Source organism: Bartonella sp. B10 (genome assembly GCF_053794435.1).
Window position 1 is genome coordinate 123,855 of record NZ_CP200030.1, and the last position, 22,306, is coordinate 146,160.

The 22,306-nt window shown below is 36.2% G+C and carries 16 protein-coding genes, 2 tRNA genes and 2 pseudogenes; 9 read left to right on the forward strand and 11 right to left on the reverse strand.

The window, feature by feature from the left end:
* Positions 1–167: 167 nt before the first annotated feature.
* From topA to V3565_RS00585, 4 genes are all read left to right on the forward strand, one after another.
* Complete coding sequence (topA, locus tag V3565_RS00570; protein WP_455478410.1) at positions 168–2,720, forward strand: type I DNA topoisomerase; 2,553 nt, start codon at positions 168–170, stop codon at positions 2,718–2,720.
* 3 nt (positions 2,721–2,723) lie between these two features.
* On the forward strand, positions 2,724–4,970 hold the full coding sequence (gene rnr / locus V3565_RS00575) for a ribonuclease R (protein WP_455478411.1): 2,247 nt from the start codon (positions 2,724–2,726) through the stop codon (positions 4,968–4,970).
* A 351-nt stretch (positions 4,971–5,321) separates the two neighbouring features.
* Positions 5,322–5,489: a 50S ribosomal protein L33 gene (gene rpmG, locus V3565_RS00580; RefSeq protein ID WP_455478412.1), complete on the forward strand. Its 168-nt coding sequence runs from the start codon at positions 5,322–5,324 to the stop codon at positions 5,487–5,489.
* 196 nt (positions 5,490–5,685) lie between these two features.
* On the forward strand, positions 5,686–6,234 hold the full coding sequence (locus V3565_RS00585; RefSeq protein ID WP_455478413.1) for a thermonuclease family protein: 549 nt from the start codon (positions 5,686–5,688) through the stop codon (positions 6,232–6,234).
* A gap of 491 nt (positions 6,235–6,725) precedes the next feature.
* On the opposite strand, the gene cobT is transcribed toward V3565_RS00585, so the two are convergent.
* From cobT to glpD, 3 genes are all read right to left on the reverse strand, one after another.
* On the reverse strand, positions 6,726–7,733 hold the full coding sequence (cobT, locus tag V3565_RS00590; protein WP_455478414.1) for a nicotinate-nucleotide--dimethylbenzimidazole phosphoribosyltransferase: 1,008 nt from the start codon (positions 7,731–7,733) through the stop codon (positions 6,726–6,728).
* A 369-nt stretch (positions 7,734–8,102) separates the two neighbouring features.
* Positions 8,103–9,083 (reverse strand): tRNA dihydrouridine(20/20a) synthase DusA, encoded by a 981-nt coding sequence (gene dusA, locus V3565_RS00595; protein WP_455478415.1) that lies wholly within the window; start codon positions 9,081–9,083, stop codon positions 8,103–8,105.
* Between the two features lie 466 nt (positions 9,084–9,549).
* The gene (glpD, locus tag V3565_RS00600) at positions 9,550–11,076 is read right to left on the reverse strand and encodes a glycerol-3-phosphate dehydrogenase (RefSeq protein ID WP_455478890.1); all 1,527 of its coding nucleotides are present in this window, start codon (positions 11,074–11,076) and stop codon (positions 9,550–9,552) included.
* 340 nt (positions 11,077–11,416) lie between these two features.
* On the opposite strand from glpD, the gene V3565_RS00605 reads away from it, so the two are divergent.
* From V3565_RS00605 to V3565_RS00620, 4 genes are all read left to right on the forward strand, one after another.
* Positions 11,417–12,268, forward strand: coding sequence for a DsbA family protein (locus V3565_RS00605; RefSeq protein ID WP_455478416.1), 852 nt, complete (start codon positions 11,417–11,419; stop codon positions 12,266–12,268).
* Positions 12,269–12,473: 205 nt separating this feature from the next.
* Positions 12,474–12,959 (forward strand): acetyl-CoA carboxylase biotin carboxyl carrier protein, encoded by a 486-nt coding sequence (gene accB / locus V3565_RS00610; RefSeq protein ID WP_455478417.1) that lies wholly within the window; start codon positions 12,474–12,476, stop codon positions 12,957–12,959.
* Positions 12,960–12,973: 14 nt separating this feature from the next.
* The gene (gene accC / locus V3565_RS00615) at positions 12,974–14,332 is read left to right on the forward strand and encodes an acetyl-CoA carboxylase biotin carboxylase subunit (RefSeq protein WP_455478418.1); all 1,359 of its coding nucleotides are present in this window, start codon (positions 12,974–12,976) and stop codon (positions 14,330–14,332) included.
* 191 nt (positions 14,333–14,523) lie between these two features.
* A tRNA-Thr gene (locus V3565_RS00620) sits at positions 14,524–14,597 on the forward strand.
* A gap of 187 nt (positions 14,598–14,784) precedes the next feature.
* Here the strand turns inward: V3565_RS00620 and V3565_RS00625 are convergent.
* Positions 14,785–14,979, reverse strand: coding sequence for a hypothetical protein (locus tag V3565_RS00625; protein ID WP_455478419.1), 195 nt, complete (start codon positions 14,977–14,979; stop codon positions 14,785–14,787).
* 1,840 nt (positions 14,980–16,819) lie between these two features.
* Here V3565_RS00625 and V3565_RS00630 point away from each other — a divergent pair.
* Positions 16,820–16,909 (forward strand) — tRNA-Ser (locus V3565_RS00630).
* A gap of 330 nt (positions 16,910–17,239) precedes the next feature.
* Here the strand turns inward: V3565_RS00630 and V3565_RS00635 are convergent.
* The 7 genes and pseudogenes from V3565_RS00635 to V3565_RS00665 form a co-directional block, all read right to left on the reverse strand.
* Positions 17,240–17,452 (reverse strand): annotated as a pseudogene (locus V3565_RS00635) (DUF721 domain-containing protein); the annotation flags it as partial.
* Positions 17,422–17,604 (reverse strand): AAA family ATPase, encoded by a 183-nt coding sequence (locus tag V3565_RS00640; protein WP_455478420.1) that lies wholly within the window; start codon positions 17,602–17,604, stop codon positions 17,422–17,424. The gene V3565_RS00640 and the pseudogene V3565_RS00635, both read right to left, overlap by 31 nt.
* Positions 17,588–18,145, reverse strand: coding sequence for a hypothetical protein (locus tag V3565_RS00645; protein ID WP_455478421.1), 558 nt, complete (start codon positions 18,143–18,145; stop codon positions 17,588–17,590). The genes V3565_RS00640 and V3565_RS00645 overlap by 17 nt, the downstream gene beginning before the upstream one ends.
* A 310-nt stretch (positions 18,146–18,455) precedes the next feature.
* A pseudogene (locus tag V3565_RS00650) lies at positions 18,456–20,444 on the reverse strand (transposase domain-containing protein).
* Positions 20,441–20,899 carry a hypothetical protein gene (locus tag V3565_RS00655; RefSeq protein WP_455466856.1) on the reverse strand — a complete coding sequence of 153 codons (459 nt, stop codon included), beginning with the start codon at positions 20,897–20,899 and terminating at the stop codon, positions 20,441–20,443. Before V3565_RS00655 ends, V3565_RS00650 begins: the two are co-directional and overlap by 4 nt.
* A complete protein-coding gene (locus V3565_RS00660) occupies positions 20,896–21,834 on the reverse strand; it encodes a ParB/RepB/Spo0J family partition protein (protein ID WP_455478422.1) in 939 nt (312 codons plus the stop codon). The genes V3565_RS00655 and V3565_RS00660 overlap by 4 nt, the downstream gene beginning before the upstream one ends.
* Positions 21,834–22,244, reverse strand: a complete 411-nt coding sequence (locus tag V3565_RS00665) for a hypothetical protein (protein WP_455478423.1) — start codon at positions 22,242–22,244, stop codon at positions 21,834–21,836. The genes V3565_RS00660 and V3565_RS00665 overlap by 1 nt, the downstream gene beginning before the upstream one ends.
* Positions 22,245–22,306: the final 62 nt, after the last annotated feature.

The window sequence follows — 22,306 nt, forward strand, 5'->3', positions numbered from 1 at the left end:
TAACTATACAAAATAAGTCTTACTACTTATATAGGGTGCACTTTAATAATAACAATCAAAAGTTGTATAATATAATGTTTTTTACATCCTCTTAACCAATTGCCATTAGCTATTCCTACGAAAGGGGTTTATAAAAAGAATTTTTATTTCAACATTCGGGTAAAATTATGAATATCGTTATCGTTGAATCTCCAGCTAAAGCAAAAACAATTAACAAATATCTTGGATCTCAATATAAAGTAGTTGCATCATTTGGACATGTCCGTGATTTATCTGCAAAAGATGGTTCTGTTTTACCTGATAAAGACTTTTCTATGAAATGGGATGTCGATACTGCTGCTGCTAAACGTTTGAATGAAATAGCAAAAGCTGTCAAAGAAGCTGATAGCCTAATTTTAGCAACAGACCCTGATCGTGAAGGAGAAGCTATTTCATGGCATATTTTGGATATTCTTAGTCAAAAAAAAGTTTTAAATGGTAAGCCTGTTAAACGGGTTGTATTCAATGCAATCACCAAAAAATCTGTTCTTGATGCTATGAATAATCCGCGTGATATTGATACATCACTCGTAGATGCCTACCTTGCGCGTCGCGCTCTCGATTATCTAGTTGGTTTTACACTATCACCTGTTTTATGGCGTAAACTCCCTGGTGCACGCTCAGCTGGTCGTGTTCAATCAGTTGCTTTACGTATTATTTGTAACCGTGAATTAGAAATAGAACATTTTATTAAAGAAGATTATTGGTCTATTATAACACATCTAAAAACCATCCAAAATGATGGTTTTTATGCAAAATTAACAACATTTAATCAAAAAAAGATTGGTAAACTTGATATTAAATCCCAAGAACAAGCAAATCAAATTTGCCTGATGTTAGAGGAAGCAAAATATCGCACTTTAAGCGTCGAAGCGAAGTCCACAAAGAGAAATCCTTTTCCTCCATTTACAACCTCTACTTTACAGCAAGCAGCTTCTTCAAAACTAGGTTTTTCGGCTTCTCGCACAATGCAAATTGCTCAAAAACTGTATGAAGGTATTGAGATTAACGGTGAAATGGCCGGACTTATTACCTATATGCGTACTGATGGCGTGCAAATAGCACCAGAAGCTATTGATTCAGCACGACAAGTAATTAATGAATCTTTCGGCAGTAATTATGTTCCTGAAAAACCACGTTTCTATTCAACAAAAGCAAAAAATGCACAAGAGTCACATGAGGCGATCCGTCCGACAGATTTTCAACGACTTCCAAATCAAGTATGTAATTTTCTTGATGGTGATCAAGCAAAACTCTATGAATTGATATGGAAACGCGCTATTGCTAGCCAAATGCGTTCTGCTGAAATTGAACGTACAACAGTTGAAATTGAAGCACTACAAGGAGAAAACCGCGCAAATTTACGCGCAACAGGTTCTGTTACTCGTTTTGATGGTTTTACTTCTGTCTATACCGATCAACAAGATGAGAAAGACAATGAATCAACACATCTACCACAGATAAACACTGGCGAAGCACTTACAAAAGAAAAAGTTGAAGCTATACAACATACTACGGAACCCCCTCCCCGTTATTCTGAAGCTTCATTAATTAAAAAGCTTGAAGAATTAGGAATTGGCCGACCTTCAACCTATGCATCCACATTGGCGACACTTTGTGATCGTGGATACATCGTAATTGATAAACGAAAACTTATTCCTGATGTTAAAGGACGTATCGTTACGGCTTTTCTTGAAAACTTCTTTAATCGCTATGTGGAATATGATTTTACAGCAAACCTTGAGGAAAAATTAGATCTTATATCGGATGGCAAATTATCTTGGAAAGAAGTTTTGCGTGATTTTTGGGATGAATTCAATGCATCCATCACAAATATTCAAGAATTGCGAATAACAAATGTTCTAGAGACTTTGAATGTAACGTTAGCGCCCCTTGCGTTTCCTATACGTGAAGATGGAAGCGATGTTAGATCCTGTCCTTTTTGTATCAATGGCCAATTATCATTAAAATTAGGTCGTTATGGTGCATTTGTTGGCTGTTCCAATTATCCTGAATGTAAATATACACGCCAACTCGGTACAGATACAGGAGAAGAAAATAAAGCCGCACGTAATGATGAACCTGTTATACTTGGTGTGGATCCGGAAACAGGTAAAGATGTCTCTTTACGCAATGGTCGCTTTGGACCATATATTCAGCTTGGTGAAAATAAAGAGATTAAGCGTGTGGGATTGCCAAAAGAATGGCAAACAGAAAATATTACTTTTGATAAAGCTTTAGCTTTACTATCCTTACCTCGTGAAATTGGAATGCATCCTGAAACAGGCAAAATTATTATAGCCGCAATTGGACGATATGGCCCTTATCTTTCTCATGATGGAAAATATGCTCCCCTTTCCCATCCAGATGAAGTTTTCGATATTGGCATCAATCGCGCTGTTATAGTTTTATCTGAAAAACAAGAAAATAAAACCAAACAAGGTAAAAAAGCGCCCACGGCACTAGTAACATTAGGAAACCACCCAGATGGTGGCTTAGTTACTGTACGTGATGGACGTTATGGCCCATATATCAATTGGGGTAAAATTAATGCAACATTACCAAAAGATAAAGATCCAATTAATGTAACACTTATGGAAGCATTAGAACTTATATCAGCTAAAGCATCCAGTAAAAAAACAACCGTGAAAAAAGCTTCTTCTCAAAAAAAAGAGAAATAAATTTTGGTTAAAGGTAAAAAAATAAAATATTTTCAATCGGTTAATATGGAACAACTTCCTAAAAAGGCAGACATTCTTTCTTTCATTAATGATAATCCTCACAAATCAAGCAAGCGTGAAATTGCCAAAGCCTTTAATTTAAAAGGCGATTCTTATATTTGGTTAAGGGGTATATTACGTGATCTAAAAAATGATAAACTACTAGTGAAACAACGTAAAAAAATAACAAATAAAGGGAAGTTACCTCTGGTTTCCTTAGTGCGAATCAGCGCGTGCGATGAATGTGGAGGTTTTATTGCACAGCCCCTTGAGTGGGAAAATAATCCAAAGCCTAATATTAAAATACTTCCTACTCATCGTATAAAAGGGGCAATTATTGGTATTGGAGACAATGTTCTTGTAAAAATTGTTCAAAGTAAATCTCCTCAAAACCCTTCTTATACAGGGCGAATTATTCGTAAAATTGACAAGCCTCAACAGAGTACTACATTTGGCATAGCAAGAAAATTAGAAAATGGCCAATGGCATCTTGATCCTATAGATTATAAAATAAACAAACTGATTGTTGATAAATCTCATGAAATAAAAATAAAATCTGGTGACCTCATTGAAGTAGAAATTAAAAAAAATACTGATAATAGGTATCATAAAGCAAAAATAAAGAATGTTTTAGGACATATTGATAGTGAAAAAATGCTATCAATAATTTCTCTTCTTTCAAAAGAAATTCCTTATATTTTTCCTGAAGATGTTCTTGAGCAAGCTGCAAATATAAAACCAGCAAGCCTAGATGATCGAGAAGATTGGCGTCAATTACCGCTTGTCACAATTGATCCATCAGATGCAAAAGATCATGACGATGCAGTTTATGCAACAAAGGATCAAGATCCTGCAAACAATGGAGGATGGATTATTATCGTCGCCATTGCAGATGTTTCTTACTATATCAAAACAGGAAGCGCTTTAGATAAAGAAGCCATGAAACGAGGAAACTCTGTTTATTTTCCTGGTTACGTTGTGCCAATGCTACCAGAACGTATTTCTAATGATTTATGCTCTCTTTGTGAAGGACAAGATAGAGCAGCTTTAGCTGTTCGTATGGTCTTTGATGCAAGTGGCAACAAACAACAACATAGTTTTCATCGTATTATGATGCGTGTGGTAGCAAAACTATCTTACCAAGAAACACAATCTGCAATTGAAGGAAATCCAAATAAAAAAACAGCTCCCTTACTCGAAAGTGTCTTGCATCCATTATGGGAAGCATATGGTATTCTAAAAACAGCACGTGATCGTCGACAACCATTAGAATTAGAAATAGCAGAAAAAAAGGTAATTCTTGATAAAAATGGATGCATCACAGACGTTGTGATACAATCACATCTAGAAGCACATCGTTTAATTGAAGAATTCATGATACAAGCCAACATTGCAGCTTCTGAAACATTAAAAGAACACCGCCAGCCATTCATTTTTCGCATTCATGATAAACCTTCTTTTGCAAAACAGGAAGTATTGAGGAATTTTCTTCGAAGTTTAGGAATATCACTTGCTAAAGGAGAAGATCTTACATCAGCACACCTGAACAGCATATTATCAAAAGTTGCCAATACCAAACAACAAGAATTAGTCAATCAAGTTATTCTGCGCTCGCAATCTCAAGCTGAGTACAATCCTAAAAATATTGGCCATTTTGGTTTGAATCTACATAGTTATACACATTTTACATCACCGATTCGTCGTTATGCTGATCTTATTATTCACCGCGCTCTTATCAAAGCATTGAAGTTAGGAAATGATCACGTAATAGATGCACCAGAACAAAATCTTGCAGAAATAGCTACGCAAATTTCCTTATATGAGCGCCGTGCAATGATAGCTGAGAGAGAAACGATTGATAGACTTGTTGCACACTATTTAATGAACAAAATCAACTGTATTTTTACAGGTCGTATTTCTGGAGTTACAAAAGCGGGTCTTTTTATCTCGCTTGAAAAACTAAATACCGATGGTTTTGTACATATTTCTACACTAAAAAATGATTATTATTACTTTGATGAAGTACACCATACCCTTATAGGACAACGAAATCATAAAGGCTACCAACTTAGTGATATAGTCAAGGTAAAGCTCATAGAAGTACAACCTTTTGCCGGCACTTTGCGCTTTGAAGTATTAACAAAACCTCAACCAATACCTTTTTCATCTATGCCCTACCATAAGAACAAATTGTTAAAGAAAAAATATTAAACAGATGAATTCACTTTTTTCCTATTCCAAATCAGCTTGCATCAACTGTATGGATACGAATTCTTGTAGTGCCTATACTCGGTAATATTTTACTGTCAATATCTATCATGGTTTTAGAAAATTATGTAAAGAAGAAATGTCTATTTTTTTATGGATTACATATAATTTTCTAACAATAGTGGATTATTTAGAAAAGCTTATACATTTTTGTACTAATCCAACGCTGAAAAAATTAATCAGCTCTTGACTTTTTTTAGAACATCCGTAGTGTCATAGGGAAATTTTATTGCATCATAAATAGATTTTGATCGCAAAGTGATACCATTTTCAATGTAAATAGGATCCATCATTATGGCCAAGGCAGCAACCGTTAAGATAAAACTTTTGTCGACTGAAGGCACAGGTTTTTTCTATGTAACAAAAAAAAACAGCCGCACAATGACAGATAAGATGTGTAAGCGCAAATATGATCCCGTTGCTAAAAAGCATGTCGAATTTAAAGAGACAAAGATTAAATAATTAATTTAGACTACATAGGTAACAGCTGCTATAATTAAGAGTTAATTCTCTTTCTGTTATTCTGGGGGTGGGTGTTTTTTCTAAAATAGAGAGAACATCGGCGTGTTTTTTTGTTCCTAAAAGTCTTGTATTATGTGTATTCGAAGACTTTTTTATTACCACTCCAAAGGTAATGTTGTAGTGTTTTTTTAATTTTATGAAAAAATTCCCTTATTTTAATATCAGAAGATTCAATTTAAAGTTTATCATTTTAGCTTCTCCCATTATAATCATTATAACAGTTTATGTTAGAAGTACCCCAACACTCTTTCAGGAATTTTTTTTTGTTTCTAGATCATCTATTACAGGTGAGGCATCGGTTATTGATGGTGATTCAATTGTAATATCTTCTATTATGATCAGACTCTCAGGAATTGATTCTCCGGAAATACACCAATTCTGCGGTACAAAGAAAACACGTTATCCATGCGGACTTGAAGCAAAAAAATATTTGGAAAGACTCATAGCACATCAACCTGTTACATGTTACTGGAGAAAAAAAGATAAATATCATAGAATTTTAGCTACATGTAGGACAAAGAAAATCAACAACATCAATGCAGCAATTGTGCAAAATGGCTGGGCAGTAAGTTATTATGACTACCCTGAAGAAGAAGAAAAAGCCAAAAAAGAGAAAAAAGGAATATGGCAATCAAATTTCCAAAAACCAAATATATGGCGAAAGGCTCACTCTCAAATACAATAAATAAAGTATTTTATTTTTATCTCTTCATCAAACAATAGCAACTGTAAAAATTATTAAGCTTGAGAAAGAAACTTATTGGTGTAGTGTTTTATTCAACATCTATATCATGTTTCTTCTACTTCTTACGAACAAAAGCTATAATATACTTATCCAATTTCTATTGGAACGCAGATCAAGTACTAGGATTGCGTGTGCATAAAAATTCTATTCTTTTTAATGAGTATTTCAGATAAAGATTACGTAATTTTATCAGTATAATTAGTAATGAATTTGACAAAAATCTCTATTTGCTATTGTTACGATAGAATTTGATTTTTTAAGCTATAATTAAAAAATTAATTGTCAAAATTGTTATCCGCAATATCTCATCTTCTTTTGTAATACAACAAATTAAATACACAACGGATCTGCTACTCGATTACATAAAGCTACATAAAGAAATAAACAGACAAAAAAGTTTTTTCAATTTTTTGTAATAAAGATATCCTTCTTTAAACAATAAAGTCTTCTTGCTCAAAAGTTGCCATTTGCGCATGAGTTAAAACAGCGGCCTTAACAACACCAGCAGCTATAGCTGCACCTGTTCCCTCACCAAAACACATATCAAGATTTAAAAGTGGTTTTTTTCCAATTTTTTCTAGAAGTTTATGATGGGCTGGATCGAAAGAAACATGACCGACAATGGTATGATCAAGAGCACTTGGGTGCATTTTATGGAGTACTGCCGCTGCCGCTGTTGTTACAAATCCATCTAAAATAACCGGTATTTTTTCCATCCTTGCAGCTAAAATAGCACCTATCATTGCAGCAATCTCACGTCCTCCTAAGCAACGCATAATTTCAAAAGGATCATCAAAATGATTCTGATGCAAAGAAACTGCAGTCTTAATTGCTGTTATTTTACGTTGATAAAATTCCTTCTCAGATGCTGCACTATTCTCTATCCATTCCTCAATTTCTCCACCAAATAACGCGAAACATAAAGCTGAAGCTATTGTTGTGTTACCTATCCCCATTTCACCTATACATAAAAGGTCTGTTCCACCAGCGATTGATTCCATCCCGAATGCCATTGTAGCAGCTGCACTGCGCTCATCCATTGCAGCATCTTTAGTAATATTCATTGTTGGATATTCTAGTGCCAGATCAAATATCTTCAATCCAAGATCATAAGCTATGCAAATTTGATTAATAGCAGAACTACCTTCTGCAAAATTTTGCACCATTTTTCTTGTCATAGACTGCGGAAATGATGTAACATTTTCATCGGTGATACCATGATTTCCAGAAAAAATAGCGACCAAAGGTCGCGTTATAATGGGCTTTTCAGCGCCTCTCCATCCTGCATACCAAACTGCAACATCTCCTAATTTTCCTAGTGTTCCTTGCACTCTTGTTAAATTTTTTTGTCTTTTTTTTGCTAAAATCACGAAAAATTCATCAGCAACAGGTAAATTTGTAAGCAAAGCACGAAAATCATCAAATGGGCTGACAGTCATGAAGATACCTTTTTAAATCTATGATATACATTAAAATTTTATTATATAAATAAGATGTGAATAATTTTTGATTTTTTTTTAAAGAAGTGTTTCAAATATACTGAATATTATTAACAAGATCATTTGTGCAGTAAGTTTTTTAACAAAATGGCGACTTTGGTTAATTTACAGATATAAGAAATATCATAAATTCCCTAACTTACCTTCATATTTAATTGGCATTTAATTAACCTGCTATTTTTTGTGTATAATGAGCACTTTTGTAACATTATTTCCAAATCCACAAACGCGGATCGCCTGTATGTCTTCTTAAGGCAATATAACTATTACACTTAATCTTGAATGTATATTTATCTGATCAAATTATTTTTAAATGAGATGAGAAAAAGCTTCTTTCAGAGTATGTACTCCTGCATCTCTTCCTGTTGCATCACTAGATAATATTTGCCGCCATCGACGCGCTCCATCCCGCCCATGAAATAAACCAATCATATGACGCGTCACATGAGAAAGTTTTCCCCCTGATGCAATATATTGGGCAGCATAATCACACATAGCATCGATAAGATCACAATCACAAATATCGTTCTTGGACTCACCATATATTTCAGCATCAATATGCTTCAATAAAATAGGATCATGATAAACTTGTCTGCCAACCATAGCACCATCGCACAAAGTTAAATGCTCTTTAATTTCATCAATAGATTTAATTCCACCATTTATCCCAATAAATTTATTAGGATATTTATGTTTTAATTTATAAACTCTTTCATAATTAAGTGGAGGAATATCACGATTTTCTTTCGGGCTTAATCCTTGTAACCATGCTTTACGTGCATGTACCCAGAGCGCATCACATCCAGCATTCCAAACTTGACTAGCTAAAAGATCTAAAGCTGACTCCTCATCTTGTTCATCCACACCAACTCGACATTTAATTGTTACAGATATAGTAACAACTTGTTTCATTGCTTCTACAGCACTCGCCACAACATTGGGATGTAACATCAAACAGGCACCAAATACACCTGCCTGAACACGATTTGATGGGCAACCGACATTAAGATTTATCTCGTCATAACCGAAATCTTCTGCAATTCGTGCAGCTTCTGCCAATTTTTGTGGATCTGATCCTCCTAATTGCAAAGCAACTGGATGCTCTCTATGATTAAAAGCCAATATTTGTTCACGATCACCATGAATTACAGCATCTGCAACAACCATTTCAGTATAAAGCAGTGCTTTTTTTGTCAAAAGACGATAAAAAAATCTGCAATGCCGATCAGTCCAACCTAGCATTGGTGCGACTGCAAATCTTACTGATGATGAGGGAGTATAAAACATCATAGGAGAATTACTTTCATATTTCTTAGCGTCCTGCTCATGTATATTTTTTTATTATCAATAAATTGTCCTATCTTTTACCATCAATCAACGATATAAAATACACCTTGCATTTAATTCTTTTTCTTAATTAACTAAAAATTTTGCTAAAACAAGTACAGTAAAAACAGACACCCCCTCACAGAACGGCTTCTAGATGTATGATATACCGACTGGAGTTAAAATACAAAATATAGCTATAGGAAACCTGTCTAAATGTTTTTTTCTCCACTCATATTATCTCATTCAAATGTTAAATTATGTATTATCCAGCATAATATCTAAGATATCCCCATTTTGATAAACATGTATACCAAAGCATTACACAATTCATAAATAATTATGGCCTATTTTCTTTCAGCGTTCTTAAACTTATCATGCAAACATGCCATAGTAGCGCAACACAAACTGTATAAAAGCTGAATTATCGTCAATTTTGTTCTATTTCTTTTTTACTTTTCATATAATTTGAAAGAGTATCGACTTCTTTTTTATTAAAAAAAAGTCCAAGTTTTGAACGACGCCATAACACATCTTCACTCGTTTTTGACCATTCTTTTTCCATTAACCATTTTACTTCTATTTCATAGAGTCCATGTCCAAAATATCTTCCTTTATCTGCCTTACCATTTTCAAATATCATAAGAGCCTCCGAACCATAAGATCTAGCTAGTCTACGACACGTAAAAGAATCCAAATCCGGAATAAAATGAGCAATCTTATTTTCGATTATGTCCAGCCTATTATATGGAAAATCACCTCCTGGAAGTGTTGAATGAGCTGTCCACGCTGCTCCCTTTTTACCAAGTGCTTTTTCAATAAATTTCATCGCATCTTCAGCTAATTTGCGGTAGGTCGTAATCTTACCACCATAAAGATTGAGGATCCGTGGAGCATTTTTTACCCCAATTTCTTTTAAAACATAATCACGCGTTATTTCTTGCGCTTTTGAAGACCCATCATCATAAAGTGGACGAACACCAGAATAAGTCCAGACAATGCTATCGCGCGATACAGGCTCTCTAAAATAGATACTTGCTGCTGTGCAAATGTAGTCAATTTCTGTATCTGTAATATGAACATCAGAAGGATCCCCTTGGTAATCACAGTCTGTTGTTCCAAGCAATGTAAATTTTTCTTGATACGGAATAGAAAATATTACACGCCCATCATCATTTTGAAAAATATAAGCATGATCATGAGTATAGATCTTAGGAATAAGAATATGAGAACCTCTGACAAGTCGTATTGGTGAATACTCTTTACAATCCAATAAATTTGCTAGAATATTATTAATCCAAGGTCCTGTCATATTTGCAACATAAGAAGCTGTAACATAACATTCCTTTTTGCTTAGCTTATCTTGAAGCAATATAAGCCACTTTTCTCCGTCTATTTTAAGAGAAAGAACTTTTGTTTGTACCTTTATATCAGCACCATGCTTTTCTGCATCACGTGCATTGGCAATAACTAAACGCGCATCATCTACTCTTGTATCAGAATATTCAAAACCTTTACGATACTCCTCTTTGAGGATAGAGCAAAATTTTTTCGAAAAATTAACTGTATTGCTACGCCATAAACTTTGATTCCAACCACCGAGATAATCATAAATGAAAAGCCCACAACGTAACATCCAAGCAGGACGTAATTTTTTATGATAAGGAAGAATAAAACGCAAAGGACGTACAATATGTGGAGCTATACGCAAAATGACTTCACGCTCTTTTAATGCTTCGCGAACAAGTCTAAACTCACAGTGTTCAAGATAACGAAGACCACCGTGAATAAGCTTGGATGATGCACTTGATGTTCCCGATGCAAGATCATTCATTTCAGCTAGTCCAACTTTAAATCCGCGTCCAGCTGCATCTCTCGCTAATCCACATCCGTTTATTCCTCCACCGATAATAAACAAATCATAATGCGTTGTGATTTCCATAATTTTGCTTTTCATATCAGAGTTATTTCGTTTCATTGTGCTCAATAAAGCAACAACCACAAGTCAATATCAATACCCTTAATGCGAATGTATTTTTTTCGAAGTAAATATGCACAATAATGTTCCTGATATCATCATAAACTAAAATAATATTGGATAAATAAAGAAAAAATATCAGCTACTATACAAAACATAACCATTACAAAATATGCATTACATAAAAGCTGTTCATAAAAAATAAAAATTGATGTTTTTTCCGCAATTCACTAAACTTATACAACTATTAAATACTATACTATACAATACTTTCCATATAGCGTAATCTGCACAATAACAAAAACGTAATGGAATACAAATGACCTATAAACATCAATACTCAAAAATAACGTTCATCATAAAATTTTTAGCTATATTAAATTTTTTAATCTGCACGCCTTCATCAAATGCAATATCAAAAGAGAACACACAAAACTATTTGAATACAGAAGATATTAAAAAACAACTCTTAGAAGACTCTACTTTCTTATCTCAGCTAAAAGAAAAAGTCGTACCCTATACCAGTGATCACGATATTCAAAAAATTGTAAAAGACTATTTGCTTGAGAATCCAGAAATTATGATTCAAATGCAGCTTATTCTTCAAGAAAAATTAGAAAAAAAATTCCAAAAACAAGCTTCGATTATCAATTCGTTGAAAAAGGAAATTTTTCAATCTTCTCATGATGCTGTTTTGGGAAATCCAAATGGTAAAATAATGCTTGTTGATTTTTTTGATTATAATTGTAAGCATTGTAAAAGTTCCTATTCCCACATAGAAAGCTTAATAAAAAAATATCCAGATTTACGAGTTGTTATTAAAGATTTACCATCCTTAGGATCTGATTCAAAAGCAGTACACGCTGTTGCTTATGCCTTTCGAAAAGAATTCCCCCAAAAATATCCAAAATTTCATAAAGAACTTTTAGCCAATCAAGATCGTATAAATGAAGCTCAAGCTATAAAAATAGCAATTTCATTAGGAGCAGATAAAAAAAAATTACAAGATGCAATGAAAGATCCTGATTTCAAAAATTCTTTTAGAGAAAACATCCGCATTGCCTCTGCACTAAATATTACTGGCATTCCTTCTTACATTATCGGAGATAAAGTATTTATTGGAGCTGTAAGCGAAAATACTCTAGAAGAGGCAATAAAGAGTACACAGTGAACACACTTCCTCATTGCATAAACTTTATGAAGAATACCGTAAGTTAATTAATTTTATGCTTTTTCTTTCTTATAAACAAGCTTATAAGTAGAATTTTACCTCACATCCCAATAGAATCCTTTAAAAGGTCACCACCAATCTAAAAATGTTCTATCATGAAGAATAAATAGTGATAATCTTTATTGACCAAGGAGTTAAGAATCAAATGGTAACAAAAAAGATGGATGCGACAAAACATACCCCAATTGACACAAAAATTATCCGTGACCTTGCTGAAATTTTGAATGATACTAATCTGACTAATATTGAACTTGAACAGGGTGGACTTCGTATTTGTGTGTCACGTCAAAGCAGCATATATGCTCCCGAACAAACAATCCATGCCCCTGTTTCTATTCCTGCTGTATCTGCTCCATCAGCTCCGATAACTGAATCTCCCACAAAAGAAGACAAATCTGAAAATGCAATAACATCTCCAATGGTTGGAACAGCATATCTTGCACCTGCGCCTGGTGCACAATTTTTTGTACAAGTAGGGCAAGGTGTATCTGAAGGACAAACATTGCTTATTATTGAAGCAATGAAAACGATGAATCAAATTTCATCGCCACGTTCAGGTACGGTAACCGCTATTTTTGTTAAAGATGGGCAACCAGTTGAATTTGGTGAACCACTTATTATTGTCGAATAAAATAAGGAGCAGATATGATTCGAAAAATCCTCATTGCTAATCGAGGAGAAATTGCTCTTCGCATTTTGCGGGCTTGTAAAGAGCTTGGAATCAAGACCGTTGCCGTTCACTCGACCGCTGATGCTGATGCAATGCATGTTCGTCTTGCAGATGAAAGTGTTTGTATTGGCCCTTCTCCAGCACGCGATTCCTATTTAAGTGTTCAACAAATTATTGCGGCCTGTGAAATCACGGGGGCTGATGCCATTCATCCAGGCTATGGTTTTCTTTCTGAAAATGCAAAATTTGCCGATGTTTTGGAAGCACATAATATTACATTTATAGGTCCAACGGCTGCACATATACGAATTATGGGTGACAAAATTGAAGCAAAGAAAACTGCAAAAAAACTTGGAATTCCTGTAGTACCAGGTTCAGATGGGGCTGTTACTGAAGAAGCTGAGGCTTTGCACATTGCTAATGAAATCGGTTACCCAGTCATCATAAAAGCTTCTGCAGGTGGTGGTGGACGTGGCATGAAAGTCGTCTATTCTGAGAAAGAGTTTGCTATAGCTCTCAAAACAGCCCGTTCAGAAGCCCAATCAGCTTTTAACAGTGATGCAGTTTACATAGAAAAATATTTAGAAAAACCACGCCATATTGAAGTTCAAATTATAGGTGATGGAGAAGGAAATGCCATCCATTTGGGAGAAAGAGATTGTTCACTTCAGCGACGCCATCAAAAAGTATGGGAAGAAGCTAGTTCTCCTGCTCTTAATGAAATTGAACGGAAAAAAATTGGTGATACTGTTGCTAATGCTTGTGCAAGCCTTGGATATCGTGGAGCTGGAACTATTGAATTTCTTTACGAAAATGGTGAATTTTACTTCATTGAAATGAATACTCGTTTACAAGTTGAACATCCTGTAACTGAGGCAATTACAGGCATAGATCTGGTTCATGAACAAATTCATATCGCATCTGGGCATGGTCTTTCAGTTGTACAAGATGATATTTGCTTTTCTGGCCATGCTATTGAATGCCGTATCAATGCAGAAGACCCGGTTAACTTTACACCATCACCAGGAATCATTACACATTTTCATACTCCTGGAGGTTTAGGAGTGCGGGTTGATTCAGGTGCTTATTCAGGTTATCGAATCCCACCTTATTATGATAGCTTAATCGGAAAACTTATTGTTCATGGACGTACACGCTTAGAATGTACGATGCGTTTGCGACGTGCTTTAGATGAATTTGTAGTTGATGGAATTAAAACAACATTACCTCTATTTCGCGACCTTATCAACAATCAAGATATTGCAGACGGTAATTATAATATTCATTGGCTAGAAAAATATATTTCTAACCAATCGCTCCCTTCAAATTCATAATCTGATAATAAAATAGTGAATCTTCATCAAGAATTCTTTTAAGTGCTATATAAGAGGTAACAGCATTTCTGAAAAAGATAAGGATATAATTAAGAATGTGCTTATTTTATAGTTTTTTTTCAAAATATACGCTAAAATTTATAATTTCCTATTTTCCTTTTTATTAGTTTGTGCTACTTCCCATGTTACTGTGCCCTTATAGCTCAGTTGGTAGAGCACCTGATTTGTAATCAGGGGGTCGGGAGTTCGAGTCTCTCTGGGGCACCGTGTTTGTGAGCATTTTCCTTTATTTTTTAAATGGTTATTTAAAATTATCAAAAAGATCAACCACCTTTCGTGATATTGTTGCGGTATTGTTAGGTGGAACTATAGCTATAGCAAATTACAAATAAAACATTCTTCTCAAGGACCTCAAAGAGTATTTTTTTGTTAAGAATTGCAATTTGTGATCATTATTTTTTGGTAATAGCATTATTCGAATTGACCAATAAATAAAATGTAGTGACATCAAAATTAATTTGATGTGTCCGTACAGAATAAGAAGCGATCTCAAACGTAAAAACACACTGCACACTAAACCTGCTAAATGCCTGATCAAATCCCAACTTTTCCCCAATACTAGCAAATAAATCAACGATTCTAAGCATCTTTTTTCCAAAAATCATAAACCTCTGGAATCGTTTCCCCCAAATATGTCTCAAAATCAATAGCACTAGGATTACACTTAAAGAACTCTTTAATTTTTGATTTCTCTTAAAACAACTCAAACAACACTACTCTCAGATATCTGCTGTACCTTTTTTCTTTCATACTATCATAAACAGCTAATAAGTAAATACGATTACCATCTAAACGCCGCTTTTCTTTTACAGACTCCTGCTAACGCTCTCGTAAAGTAATTTTTATCGAATCTATTACCCTTTCAGAGTCTTTTTTAAATGATTCGATACTTGGCAATATCGAATTAATAGAACTATTGCTATTATCCAAAATGCTTATATTAAATAATATATAATATTTTCAAACACTGTTCCAGCTTGTAATCAATTTAATCGTATATTACTTAGTCAAAGAAAATGACATCGGAAATTTTATTATCTAAAAGATAATAAAATATATTATCTTAATCCTTTTGTATTACTGATATTAATATTTTTTTATTAGAGAGTATGTGTAAAATTCTTTCATTGCTTAGATATTTTCTGAATTCTTTTTTTGTTCTTCATTTAATCGAAAAGAAAAAGGAGTTTTCATTTAGAATCTCTGTAAATAAGTATAAAATCTCATATGATTCCAACCAGCACATTGCTAAAAATGGAAATAAGCATTGAGTTGATTTTCTGTTTGCCTTTGCAATTTTATAAAAAAATAAAGATAGTAGCTCATAAATAAATTTTATCGAATATGTACATGAATTCAAAAAATTAGCAGCAACACGTACACAGCCAATTTGAATGCAACAATATCTCACAATTCAAATCAATCTTTCGCTAGATATGAAAACAGTGTGATATCTCTTTACATAAAGGGCGCTGACCGTGAAAAACTTGCTCTTGAATTGATCAAAAAGATTCATAAAAGTTAAGAATAAAGACAAAAAAGCACTTATCAAATTAATAAGCAAAAAAATTCTTGATCTTGTAATAACTTATTGATTTTAATACAATTATACACACTCTCATCATTACTATTCTCTTCTTGTCGTCTCCAGTCTTTATTTTTATTGCTTGAACGTATTAAAAATAAAAAATATACAGAGAAGTAACGATAGATTTGTAGCTATATCGTTGAAATTTAAGCATATCAAATAACATGTTTACGTATACCTGATCAAAATATTTTAGAGCAATGTGTTTGTTTATTTAATCATAAATCAGTGATATTGCATATCAAACTAAGTGACCTAATATTTCTTTATTTGAGAAATTTTTATTATAGACTAGTAGAAATGGCTCTAGAATAAATTATGTCTACGATTGACAATTTGCTAAATAAAAAAATGATCACAACATCAAAGGTATGAAAATGCAATATTTATAAACGCTATTATAAAATAAGCTAAAATTATGAAGCCACTTTATTTTCAAATAATTTAAAAAATAGCTTAATTTAAAAAATAGCTCTTTCTGCTTAATTCAAAATAATTTTGAAACAATTGAGTATTTTATAACAGAATAACATTTTTTTTACGATATATTACACTCATAAGTAAAAATAAAAAATTATTTAAAAAAAACATAGAATTTTTATAGCTTCATTGTATTGATCTCTCAAAGCTCTATAACAACATTACACAAATCTTTATTCGTGTTGTAGGGATTTTTATCTGACAATGATGTTATTTAATATAAGCAAAATGCTCAAAAAAATTGTGGATTCAGAGTTGCTTTTGATCTATGTTCGAGCGGTTTTATTAAAAACATTTTAAATACACATTTAAATAATTGACCTTTTGCAAGAATTTTGTAAATAAGGCGTGGTAAGTTTGGAGGGGTGGTCGAGCGGTTTAAGGCACCGGTCTTGAAAACCGGCGTGCAGGAGACTGTACCGTGGGTTCGAATCCCACCCCCTCCGCCACTGGATTTTTATATACATATAACTTATTTGTAGCTTATTATAACTTGTGTAGCTTGCCACCTCGTTTTGCACTATTTGCCACCTCATTTTGCACCAATTTATTTTTTTTCACGGGGTTTTTAAGGGGTTCTCAAAGGTCATTGAAAGCTCCCTTTAACGCGTTTTTTTGCTCCTGTAGCTTGCCACTTCGTTTTGCACTATTTGCCATGTAGCTTGCCACCTCGTTTTGCACCAATTGATTTTTTTTCAAAGGGTTTTCAAGGGGGCTTTAAAGGGACTTTTAAAGCCCCTCAAAGAGTCTTTATTTTCTGTTAAAAATGATGTTTCGGTATTATTTTTTTCTGCAAAAATAGCACAACCAAATTCATAAAGTGATTGGTACAGTTTTCTATTTGTAATCCCCTCAAGAATCTTTTTTACACATTGTTTATCTTCTTCAGTTGGCACTGGGGTTGTTGGTAAACAATCAGGAAAAGATATAGATCTTTGTTCTATTTTTATACGATCGATAGCTATGTATCCAAAAAAGCCATTAATCCTATGCCATTAATATCAACAAAATGACGCAATTGATTAATCGCTTCATCTGTAAGATTTTGCGCTTCATCGATAATCAACAGCGTACCACTTCCCACACGCTCTAATTTCTTGCCAATAGCACGCGTTAAACGGGTGGGATTATATTCCCACCACATCTAATTCTGCTGCCATATCATTCAAAATACCATGAACACTGCGCGTATGCGGACTAGCTGTCACAAGATAAACATGCGGACGAGTCGCTCGATAATGGCGGCAAGTTTCCGTCTTGCCGCTGCCCGCATCAAGCGTAATCATCACCATATCGCCCGTACTTTGCGCCAACGTTAAAGTGTCAATGATTTCATGCGCAATACGATTCTTTTGAAAGGCAGGCTTTTCGGGGATCAGTTCCAAAAGACCTGCCGTCTCTTTTAAAGCATCTACCCATTGTTGAACCTTCGCATTTTGCTTGCCTAATTGTCCAGCATAACTACCCGAATACCACTGTGAAAAGGTTCCATCAGGCATACCAATGCGCCGCGCTACTTCTGCCTTCGACCAATCATTCATAAGTGCCAAAGCTCTCACCGCATCCACAAGCTCATTCCATAAAGCAATATCATCACTATTGCGGTTTTGTGCTGATCCATCGGGCTGGATTTTTGGTCGCGCCCAAGTGTTTTTATCAACTGTTGCATTTATCGCGTACTTCATGTACATTCCCCTCTGTATTGATTTAGACATTGAAAGGGGAAAGGCTCAAACCCGCCCCTTTCTTTCGTCTTAAATGAACATTCAAAGCCGTACGCAATACTCAACCGGCCACGTTAAATCCCCCTCTTCTTTTTATTACTGGGGTAACTTGATAACCTCATGCTCCTTACCTCTTAGGGCAAAGACACCTGAAAATTTGATTGTATTGATTTAGAAATTGAAATGGATAAGACTTCTCCCCCCTTTCTTTGTTAAATCTTCAAGCCCGCACATGAACCTCAACCGGTCCTCTTAAATTTCCCCCTGCTCCTTATCCCTCTTGCCGAGGAAACTTTATCACTTCATGCCCCTCATCAGACGCCGAAAGCTTTCTCAAAGCTTTATGCAACTGTTGACTAAATTCTTGGGCGTCCAAAGCTTCATCATCGTCCACTTTAAGGGCTAAATTCCCCACATTGCTTTGAACCAATCGGCTAACCTTTGGCTTTATTTTAGGCACAACCTTTAAATCATCGTCCTTTCATTCAACCTGACGGTAAACATCTGCAAGCTGATCGGGAGCAAGTTTAGCAGCCAACTGTTTTTCTGCTTTAACAGCTTTCACGTAATCTTTGCGCAAGCGTCCATTTAAACGTGCTGCCTGTTGATCGTAAAAACCAACATCCGAAAGACAAGCTGCCATGCAAATCAAACGGTTATTCAGGTCATAAACCCGCAAATCCTGATGTAAATTATCTGGATCAAAACGGACAATCACCTTTTGACCCGCATGCTGATTAAGCGCCTGCGACCAATAACGATTGCCATAAAAATGTATCTCCCCCGTCCCTTTTTGCGTGCGAAGTGCCTCTGATGTCAAAAGCCATAAAGCCCGTTGTGCCGCCGTTGCTTGCCGGATAATCGTCCCCTCGGCCTGTAAACTTTCTTCAAATGTGACATCAAAACTCCGCCCCGCACAATTAAGCGCTTTACGCCCATTTTGCGCATTATGGGCAACAATTTGTGCTCCAACATGCGCTTTGAATTCCTCAAACCCTATTGCACGCCGCCCATAATCTTCAGGCTTGGCATCAGGTTTATTCCCCGTATAAGCTCCAGCACAAAAAGGATGTTTCGAAATCGCTTCTGCCAGATCACGCCATGCTCGCTCAATTGGTTTTGATTGCCCGCTATAAGGTGTGGTCCATTGCAGTTGAACACCCAATGTCGTCAAAAGTCCTTGCGGATCGTCTGGCTTAATTTTAAAGCGAAAACGATTTTGCACACCCCCCGAAATCCATTTGCTGGTAAAGGCACGACCATTATCCAAAGTCATAAGCTCCGGAATGCCATAAGTTTCCACCATATCACCAATCACCAAACGAACAATTTCCCAAGTTTCAGAATCCGATAAACGCCATGATAAAATCTTCCCAGAATAAAGATCTTGAATGGCGATCAAATAAAGACGAACAGGTTTTTCTGACCAAGGAACCCGAACAAAAACATCTAATTTATGCCCATCCATATTCACTGCTTGCAGAGCATGAAGCGTCGAACGATCACGTCGTTGTGCAGGATAAAGCTTTTTTGCCTTTTCTTCTCCCTCACGTGCTAATGTCACAACCGCTTTGGAAACTTCTTTATTGAAACGACGCCGCAAAGCCCGCTCTGAAGGAATGGGCACCCAACCTTTTTCCTGTGCAACCGCAACCATGCGCCGATAACAAGCCGAAAATGCAGGCTTAGAAGAACGTAAATAATCCGAACATAAAACTTCCCAAGCCCCCTCATGACATATTGCAAACTGTGAATAATTATCTTCACCGCAAGCTGATGCTAATGCTGGCAACCAATCACTACGACTATGACCTTCTACCCTCTCGCGCCAATTAAAAAGCGACCTGCGGCTTACGCCAAATTTAATCCCCGTGCTGGTTGCTGCATCATGCACACCTACACCAGCTAAGAGTAAATCATCCATAAAACAAAGCGCCTTCAAACGCTCTTCACAGCGGTTTTTATGTGCCTTCGAAAGGCCATCATAGCGCAACCAAATCCCCTCTTTTTGCGTACTTTCTTCCGTATTTTGAAAAACGGCAATCTCTCTTTGCTGCATCAGTAAAACTGCCCGCGACCGCTCTGGCAATAAAGAGACGTGGTACTCCCAAACCGGCTTGGTTTTTCCTAAAATTTGGCGAAACAACTGTGTATTTAAACGCCATTTTTTAAGTGCGAGATTATTAAGGCCGACTTTTGTTTTTGGCAACTCTGGCAGGGCTAATGCAGCTAATTCTGCAATGCTAAACCATTCTTTCATGGCTGCCCCCGCTTAATCTTCACGGGTGTAGCCCGCATGGCTTTTAATTGCGCGGCAATCTTCCTTTGTTCCTGCTGGAGCCTAGCAATCTCTGCTAACCGCGCTTCATCCCCTTGCAATAACAATAAGCCATCTTCACTCACAACCTCATCCCACAGCCAAAACGCTCCCGTAGCGCGAACAAAAGCCTTAAAGCGTGGTAAAGAAATATCCACCTGCTTACTTTCAGCAACATAAGCATCCAAACTCGCCTTACTTAAACAGCCAATCCCCAAATAATGGGCCATGCGTTCAGCAATCACACTCCGTTCAAACGGGCATTCACGCAAAGCTTTAGCCATGGCACGTTTTATTCGTGAGCGAAATCGTTCTAAATCAATCTGTGCAACAGGCTCACGACAAGGAAAAACCGGCTGTTGAAAAAAATCAAGCTGTTGAGAACCATGCCTCTTCATGCCTGCTCCTCCCCCCGTTCTCTTGCAAGATAATCACAAAACCGCGCCTTTGTTTGCGCATCCGCTCTCTGCCAAACACCCAACAATTGGGCAAAAATCCGTTCCTGTTCATTGATTTGTGGCGGTGTATTAATGCCATTGACCAAATCAACAGCCCGCCGTAAATCCCCCTCAACCTGTTGCAAAGCAATCGCCACACGCCGCTGCGCAACCGGCTCCATCTTCGCAAGCTTCAACAATTGCGCCTGATTATCCGCCAATGCCGTGCCACGCAAAACCGCCCGCAATTCCGGCTGTAAATGCTGGGAAATGCGATTGAGGAGTTTTACCGACTCCTTCGATAAACCAATGCGATCCGCCACATGTTTGGCAAAGTGCAAACTTTGCACTTTGCCATTTAAGTCACCATCATTTGGCAAAGGGTAAACATTACCCTTTGCCACTTTGTCTCCTTCACACCCAGTTTCATTATGATCTGAAGAACCATCTTTTGGCAAAGGGTCAAGTTGACCCTTTGCCACTTTATCCTTTGTATATTGATTACCGTGGTCACCACCACGTTGAATCTCCCCATACTTCTTTTCCCATAAATCGCGGTAGGTCTGGACAAACAAGGCACGGTCAATCACCGACAATTCATTACGGAAAAGGTTTTCTGCGACTTCTAAAAGCGCGGCATTGTCCTTATCAGCCTGCACCACAACAGCATCAATTTCCCGATAACCCAAAAGCTTAGCAGCACGTAAGCGGTGCGCACCAGCAACAAGGGTATAATTGCCCCCTTTAGCGTTGGGCGTATGGCGCACTGTAATCGGATTCATCAATCCCTCTCGCGCCATAGATTGCGCAAGCGCCTTGGCATGCTCATCATCTACAGGGCGAATCCGCTCAGGCACAACAATAAGATCAAGATTAAGTGTTTGAAACTGTGCCATCACGCTGCCGCCTTTCTGATCTCTTGTAAAAACAAATCCTGCACACGCTTTGCCCATTTGTGATAAGCTTTGGCAAAAACAGGCTCTGTTAAACGGCGATTAATCACTTGGAGAGATAAAGAAATAGAGGTCCGTTGCCGATCTTGCATAGCGACAATACGCCGTCGTGGTACCCCAAACTGATAATGAAAAAGATGAATGACAATCTGCCGTGCTAACATCGCATCAAACAAATGATGCGGCGGGTCAATAATATATCGTACAGGTAAATGGCGAAAACTGCTTTGCACAACCTTATAACAGCAAGCAAGCATCATTTCTAATCGCTCAATTTCTGAGTAAGGATTGATGATCTCATCTTTTGCAGAACAGCAATTTATCTTATCTATTTTGTATTGATCTTTAGACATTGATAAACCTTTTTGTCTTATGGTATTTAAAGCTTATGGGAAATGTGTTTGAAACACGCATT

Coding starts and splice junctions, on each gene's coding strand:
- V3565_RS00645 (WP_455478421.1), bottom strand. CDS start 18,145: ATGAAGTACGCGATAAATGCAACAGTTGATAAAAACACTTGGGCGCGA.
- V3565_RS00625 (WP_455478419.1), bottom strand. CDS start 14,979: ATGCTTAGAATCGTTGATTTATTTGCTAGTATTGGGGAAAAGTTGGGA.
- accB (WP_455478417.1), top strand. CDS start 12,474: ATGGTAACAAAAAAGATGGATGCGACAAAACATACCCCAATTGACACA.
- V3565_RS00585 (WP_455478413.1), top strand. CDS start 5,686: ATGAAAAAATTCCCTTATTTTAATATCAGAAGATTCAATTTAAAGTTT.
- V3565_RS00660 (WP_455478422.1), bottom strand. CDS start 21,834: ATGGCACAGTTTCAAACACTTAATCTTGATCTTATTGTTGTGCCTGAG.
- glpD (WP_455478890.1), bottom strand. CDS start 11,076: ATGAAAAGCAAAATTATGGAAATCACAACGCATTATGATTTGTTTATT.
- V3565_RS00665 (WP_455478423.1), bottom strand. CDS start 22,244: ATGTCTAAAGATCAATACAAAATAGATAAGATAAATTGCTGTTCTGCA.
- topA (WP_455478410.1), top strand. CDS start 168: ATGAATATCGTTATCGTTGAATCTCCAGCTAAAGCAAAAACAATTAAC.
- rpmG (WP_455478412.1), top strand. CDS start 5,322: ATGGCCAAGGCAGCAACCGTTAAGATAAAACTTTTGTCGACTGAAGGC.
- accC (WP_455478418.1), top strand. CDS start 12,974: ATGATTCGAAAAATCCTCATTGCTAATCGAGGAGAAATTGCTCTTCGC.
- V3565_RS00655 (WP_455466856.1), bottom strand. CDS start 20,899: ATGAAGAGGCATGGTTCTCAACAGCTTGATTTTTTTCAACAGCCGGTT.
- V3565_RS00640 (WP_455478420.1), bottom strand. CDS start 17,604: ATGTGGTGGGAATATAATCCCACCCGTTTAACGCGTGCTATTGGCAAG.
- V3565_RS00605 (WP_455478416.1), top strand. CDS start 11,417: ATGACCTATAAACATCAATACTCAAAAATAACGTTCATCATAAAATTT.
- dusA (WP_455478415.1), bottom strand. CDS start 9,083: ATGATGTTTTATACTCCCTCATCATCAGTAAGATTTGCAGTCGCACCA.
- cobT (WP_455478414.1), bottom strand. CDS start 7,733: ATGACTGTCAGCCCATTTGATGATTTTCGTGCTTTGCTTACAAATTTA.